This is a genomic window from Nocardia sp. NPDC058497 (assembly GCF_042720195.1).
GTDB lineage: Bacteria > Actinomycetota > Actinomycetes > Mycobacteriales > Mycobacteriaceae > Nocardia.
This window is the reverse complement of the sequence record NZ_JBHXMY010000237.1, coordinates 2988-8578: the sequence shown is the minus strand read 5'-3', so window position 1 is coordinate 8578 and position 5591 is coordinate 2988. Positions and strand designations below refer to the sequence as shown.

5 protein-coding genes, 1 tRNA gene and 1 pseudogene are annotated in these 5591 nt (G+C 68.6%); 3 read left to right on the top strand and 4 right to left on the bottom strand.

Annotation, left to right across the window (positions count from 1 at the left end; all coding sequences use genetic code 11):
• Nucleotides 1-59 precede the first annotated feature (59 nt).
• Together ACFWPJ_RS17370 and ACFWPJ_RS17365 are read left to right on the top strand one after the other, a co-directional pair.
• Nucleotides 60-401, top strand: a pseudogene (locus ACFWPJ_RS17370) (acyl-CoA dehydrogenase family protein); the annotation flags it as partial.
• Nucleotides 402-500: 99 nt separating this feature from the next.
• Complete coding sequence (locus tag ACFWPJ_RS17365; protein ID WP_378852470.1) at nucleotides 501-1289, top strand: DUF1542 domain-containing protein; 789 nt, start codon at nucleotides 501-503, stop codon at nucleotides 1287-1289.
• Nucleotides 1290-1723: 434 nt separating this feature from the next.
• Here the strand turns inward: ACFWPJ_RS17365 and ACFWPJ_RS17360 are convergent, their stop codons facing one another.
• Together ACFWPJ_RS17360 and ACFWPJ_RS17355 are read right to left on the bottom strand one after the other, a co-directional pair.
• Nucleotides 1724-1951 (bottom strand): hypothetical protein, encoded by a 228-nt coding sequence (locus tag ACFWPJ_RS17360; RefSeq protein ID WP_378852468.1) that lies wholly within the window; start codon nucleotides 1949-1951, stop codon nucleotides 1724-1726.
• A gap of 903 nt (nucleotides 1952-2854) precedes the next feature.
• Complete coding sequence (locus tag ACFWPJ_RS17355) at nucleotides 2855-3367, bottom strand: hypothetical protein (RefSeq protein ID WP_378852466.1); 513 nt, start codon at nucleotides 3365-3367, stop codon at nucleotides 2855-2857.
• 414 nt (nucleotides 3368-3781) lie between these two features.
• On the opposite strand from ACFWPJ_RS17355, the gene ACFWPJ_RS17350 reads away from it, so the two are divergent.
• Nucleotides 3782-3854 (top strand) — tRNA-Arg (locus tag ACFWPJ_RS17350).
• 80 nt (nucleotides 3855-3934) lie between these two features.
• On the opposite strand, the gene ACFWPJ_RS17345 is transcribed toward ACFWPJ_RS17350, so the two are convergent.
• Nucleotides 3935-4375: a hypothetical protein gene (locus tag ACFWPJ_RS17345; protein WP_378852464.1), complete on the bottom strand. Its 441-nt coding sequence runs from the start codon at nucleotides 4373-4375 to the stop codon at nucleotides 3935-3937.
• Between the two features lie 200 nt (nucleotides 4376-4575).
• On the bottom strand, nucleotides 4576-5466 hold the full coding sequence (locus tag ACFWPJ_RS17340; RefSeq protein WP_378852462.1) for a saccharopine dehydrogenase family protein: 891 nt from the start codon (nucleotides 5464-5466) through the stop codon (nucleotides 4576-4578).
• Between the last annotated feature and the right edge of the window lie 125 nt (nucleotides 5467-5591).

Sequence of the window (5591 nt, the reverse complement as noted above, 5' to 3'; positions counted from 1 at the left end):
CCCACTGAGATATCCTCATATCTTTTGGTCGGCTGCTTATGTTGTTTATAAGATCCGGGGAACGAGAAGCGTTCGGCCGCAAGATCATCGACCACCAGGGCCTGGGCTTCGTGCTCGCCGACATGGCCGCCGCGGTCGACACCTCCCGCGCCACCTACCTCGACGCCGCCCGCCGCCGCGATGCCGGACTGCCCTATTCGCGGCAGGCCAGCGTCGCGAAGCTGGTCGCCACCGATGCCGCGATGAAGGTGACCACCGACGCGGTGCAGGTCTTCGGCGGCTACGGCTACACCCAGGACTTCCCGGTGGAGCGCTACATGCGCGAGGCCAAGGTCATGCAGATCTTCGAGGGCACCAATCAGATCCAGCGGCTGGTGATCGCCCGCCATCTCGCCGGGTGAGCTATCCGGCAACGCGCTGATCAAGCCGCCTCAGCCCGATAGGGCAACCGGCCAGTAAACTGGACGGCGTCTCGAGACCTCGGGCGAAAGAGGTGCGCGATGCTGTGGTGGCTGATCGTGATCGTCGTCGTGTGCGTGCTGGCTCTGCTGTATCTGCGCGCCGAGCAGAACAAGCGGAACGCGCGCGAACTCGAAGAGGCCCAGGCCGACGCCAGGGTGGCGATCGAACGGCTCGGCGGCCAGGTGTACCAGCTGTCGCCGCGCAATGAAGCGGCCAGGCAGGCACTGGCCGACGCGTCCGAACGCTACAACGCCGCGGGCGGTCAGATGGACAGGGCGAACTCACCCGTCCACGCCCGCCTGGCCAAGCAGACGGCGCTGGAAGGGCTGTATTACATCCGCGCGGCGCGCACCGCGATGCAGATGGACCCGGGCCCGCCGGTGCCCGCCCTCGATGGTCAGGACATCGCCGGACACGTCGACAAGTTGCGAGTCGTCGAGCACAACGGCCGCCGCATCGCCGCCTCCCCCGCCCCGTCTCCAGGCACGCCTAACTACCACCCCGGTGGTCGCGTGGCCGGACGACCGATCCCCGCGGGGTGGTATTCGGAGCCGTGGTGGAAGCCCGCGCTGATAGCCGGCGCCTGGGGCGCCGGTGCGGCTCTGTTGTTCACGTCGTTGTTCGCCGGGATGTCCGGAGTCGGCTATGACGCCCAGGCGTTCGAGGACGGCACCGGTGAGGCGGCGCTCGACCACGGGGACCAGGGCGAGATCGGCCAGGATCCGGGGTACGAACCGGGTCAGGATTCAGGGGACTGGGGCGGCTCCGATGGTGGTGGATACGACAGCGGCGGGTTCGACGGCGGCGGTGGATTCGACGCCTTCTGATCGGCTCAGGTGACGGATGCTCGGTGGGGAGCGACCGACTCCGCGCCGGCTGTGCACGACGAGCGGCCACGGGTCACCGCGCACCGCGACTCCGCCGCGTCCGGGTCGCCTTTCAGGTCCGGTCCGGAGCAGTCCCGATCGCAGGCGGGAACATCGGTGCACTACTTCCTGGCGCCCTGCATCCGGGCCCACGGCTGGGCGGTGGTCTGCTGCCAGGCCTACTGCTGCGCGGTGGTCTGCTGCGGGGCCAACTGCTGTGCGGTGGTCTGCTGCCGGGCCCACGGCTAGGCGGTGGTCTGCTGCGCAGTGGTCCATAGCCGGGCCCAATGCTGCACGGTGGTCCGCAGCGGGGCCCACGGCTAGGCAGTGGTCTGCTGCGCGGTGGTCCGTAGCGGGGCCCAATGCTGCACGGTGGTCTGCTGCCGGGCCCACGGCTAGGCGGTGGTCTGCTGCGCAGTGGCCTGCTGCCGGGCCCAATGCTGCGCGGTGGTCCGCAGCCGGGCCGACAGCGCGCGGGTCGGCTGCGTGTGGGTCTGCTTCGCGGTGGTCCGCAGCCAGGCCCACTGCCGCCGGGCGGTGGTCCGCTGCCGGGTCCACTGCCGCCCGGCACCGTGATGCCCCACACTGTGATGCGCGGCGCCCTCGTGTGCGGCGGCCCGCAACCCAGCGCCCTCGTGTGCGGCGGATCCCAGCTCGGCGCCGTCGGATGCGCGGGTAGGCCAGGCCCGTGATCACCACACCGAGGACGATCAGAAACAGCAATATGATCGGGCCGACCGGGGGCTCCACGCTCTCCCGAGCGGGCACCGCGACCTCCGCTGCAGGGCCGGCGACGGTGGGGATCGCGAGGTCGACGGACTCTACGACCGGCGAAGCCGTCGCGGTCGATGCGAACTCGAACCGCTGCCGGCCCGCATCGAGCAGCGCTACCGGCGGCGAGGTGTCCGGGGAATCGACCGGCCCAGTGGCCGGGCCGAACATTGTGGCCAGGCCGGTGAGCCCCGCCAGCACGCCCGCGCCGAGATCGCCGGGCAACAACTGCTGCACGCTGGGCGCGATCACCGCTAGCGCCTCATCGACCAGCCTGCGATCGGGGGACGGAAGGGCAGGCCCGCTCGAATTCAGGCCGATCCGCTCCAGCATCGGACCGAGATCGGTGAGTGACAGGAGTGGCTCGACCGGTGGCAGGGGAAACGATGGCTCCTGCAGTGGCGCTGCGTATCCCGTATACGAGTCGGCAGTGATCGGCGCATCGAACTCCGCAGGCGCGTCGAACTGCGCGGGTGCGTCGAATCGCGTAGGCGCGTCGAATTGCGTAGGCGCGTCGAATTGCGTAGGCGCGTCGACCGGCAGCACCGTGTCGACGACAGGCGGCACCACGAGCAGAGCGTGATCGACCGGGATGCCGTCATCCGCGACGGCAACACCCGCCGCCGACAGCATCGCGCATAGCAGCCCCGCCAGCACACCACCGCGAACGAACCGGGCTCTGCCCATCACACTCCTTTCCTCCTCGTAGTAGCCACCGGACAACCCGCCGCTCAACGACGGCACCAGACCGATCGTCAGCTCGGCATCTGACATTCGGCCAGCTCCGCGGCATCACGCCGGACCTGCCTGGACGTAGGCAGCCCCTGCGCGACGACGCGGACGCGCGGATTCTCGTTCTCGATCTGCTGCGCCGAAGCGGCAAGCAGATCCCTCGCGACGGCACGCAGCCGTTCGGTGTCGGCGAGATCAACCGCGGCCATCTCGGCAGCACGCGACGAATCCGCCTGCTGGAGCCGGTCGAAGAGACCGATCAATTCGCCCTGTGCGCTAAGCCATTCGTCACGGAACAGGTTCGGGATCGGCAATAGATGCGCGGCATCGCGCGCACTCCCGGCCGCGGCGGCGCGAGTACCGAGAATCATCGCCGCCGTATCGCGGTACTGCACCGGCGTCAGCGCACCGGCGTCGCGCTCGGCAGCTTCGAGATCGGCGCGATACCGGGTCTGCAAGGTACAGACGGACCGATAGAACGCGAGCATGGTCGTCTGCGTCTCCGCGCTCGCGCCGTCGAGCTCGGCGGCGCGCACGGCGTCCCGATCGTCGCGGTCTCGTTGCGACAGCGTCGAATCCGGATCGAGCAACCCACCGTCGACCGCGCACCCGACCGACCCCAGACACATCGCCGCGGCCACCACGAGCACAGACCACCGTAAGCAGGACCCCACAACCATGACCACGTACTCCTCGCGAGAAGGCAGAAAGTCATTGCGTGAACGAATGCCCGAAGAGGCGGGCGAAAGCCTCCGGGAACGCTAGGCCACCCAGCCCCCACCCCGTCAGCCCACACCCGTTTCAGATCAGCGTGTCGCCCCGGCGATCACGATCAGACCATCCTGAACCGATCCGATCCCCGGGTTGACCGCGCCACAGTCCGCGCACGCTATACTCGGCACGGTCAAACCGGGGCCCGCCCACGGCGGTCCCGGCAGACGACCAACCCCGCCTTCGTAGCTCAGGGGATAGAGCACCGCTCTCCTAAAGCGGGTGTCGCAGGTTCGAATCCTGCCGAGGGCACAAGTATTTGCGCAGTTCAGGCTGCCTCAGACTGGCCGCGAGCCCCCCGCCGGACTCTCTTCCGAGTCTTCACCGCGTGGTCACAGATCTGCGACAGCACGCCGAGGTTCTTCCGCACCGTCCACCGGCCGCACCACCCACCACCCTGCACCTGACAGCGACCCACGCCTGAATCTCGTCGTGCATCTCCACCAGGTCAGCAAGCCGAATACTCCCCACTTCGGCAGGATGTGGCGCTTGACGATCGAGGCGTATCGGGAGCGCGTCGCTTCTTCCCATGACGGATGACCGGCCAACCACGCCTTTGCCACCACGTCGACAGTCACACGGCCCGCAGTCGGGGACGCGGGCAGTCCGGTCACAACAGCGGCGGTCTGACGGCCCAACCAGGTCTGCGCATCTACCTTGCGCGCGAAGACCTTCGAGTTCTCTTGCACGGTGGCGTGATCGTCGCGTAGCTGGGCGCGGAGCGACTCGGGCACGACCGCGCAGGCCCGTCCGAACGTGATCAGCTGGGTCAACTGGGTGTGGTCGCGAACCTGCGGGCCGGGGCCGTCTGCAGACCACGCCCGACATCACACTTGTCCAGCACCGCCGCCTTCTGGTCACTGCCGGGTGACTCTCGCTACTGGCCGGGACGTGCCACATCGACCTGGACGAACTCCCGGCCGCCAGAACCTATGCCGAGACCTCCTGCCAGTCGCGCCGCACCGCCCATTTGTCAGCCCGCGGTGCCCCGACGCAAACGCAGCAGAGCCGTCACCAGCGACCCAGTGTCGAGTGCTTGGGCATTCTCCGATGCGGGCCGACTACTGTTCGTGACGACCACCATCGACCCCGGCCGGGGATTCCCGAGGCAATGCGGTGCCAGGTGTCGCAGGAATGCGTCAGGGTCGAAGACCGCCTCCGGCGGATGCACGCCGGGTCGGTCAGCCTTCAGAAGTGTGCCCACTGCCAGCGGGATCCCCGTCGCCGAAGCCATGCTCAGCCCAGGAAACTGAGCCATGGCCACGCCGACCGTGGCCGGCGCACCGTCGAGCGTTCCGGTAGCCACTGCGAACAGCGGCGGCAGATCGGCCGAGTCCAGCGCCGCGACCGGCGAACCGGGCAGGATGTTTTCGAGCACGGCGGCCATCGAAGCGGCACGCTCACGGCTCCACAGACCCTTGCGCACCGCCGCGCCGAGACCGGCCAGCGGCGCGATGACATGGCGCGGAGCCATCGCGACATTGACGCAATCGTTGATCTGCGGGAAGGTCCTGGACAGCGTCACCGGCTCGGGGTGACCGAAGGTCCATGCGATGCCAGGCCCGATACCAGGGTAGTCGACGATGGTCTTGCGTAGCGGCTTCTCCCGCACCAGCTGTCCCCCGCGGATCACCGGAATGGGGTTGCTGACCTGTTCGATGCCGTGGACGACGGCGGCGCTCGGCCGCCACGACCGCTCTTGCGGCTGGGCCATCAGCAGGTTCCAGCCGGTGACCACGGATTCGACCTCGTCGAGTTCGGCGATCGCGCGGGCGGCCAGCAGATTGATCACGCCGGGGCTGGCGCCCATCCCGATGACGGCGGTGATTCCGGCGGCGGCGGCCTCGTCGTGCATGTCGAGCATGGTGATGGTGGGCGCCGGATCGTCGCAGACGTCGATGTAGTCGCGCCCCGGCGCGGTGCGCCCCCCCCCGATCCCCGGGGCCCCACCGGACTAACGGACCCACGGTGTTTACAACCAATGACACA

Coding starts and splice junctions, on each gene's coding strand:
- ACFWPJ_RS17365 (WP_378852470.1), top strand. CDS start 501: ATGCTGTGGTGGCTGATCGTGATCGTCGTCGTGTGCGTGCTGGCTCTG.
- ACFWPJ_RS17340 (WP_378852462.1), bottom strand. CDS start 5,466: ATGCTCGACATGCACGACGAGGCCGCCGCCGCCGGAATCACCGCCGTC.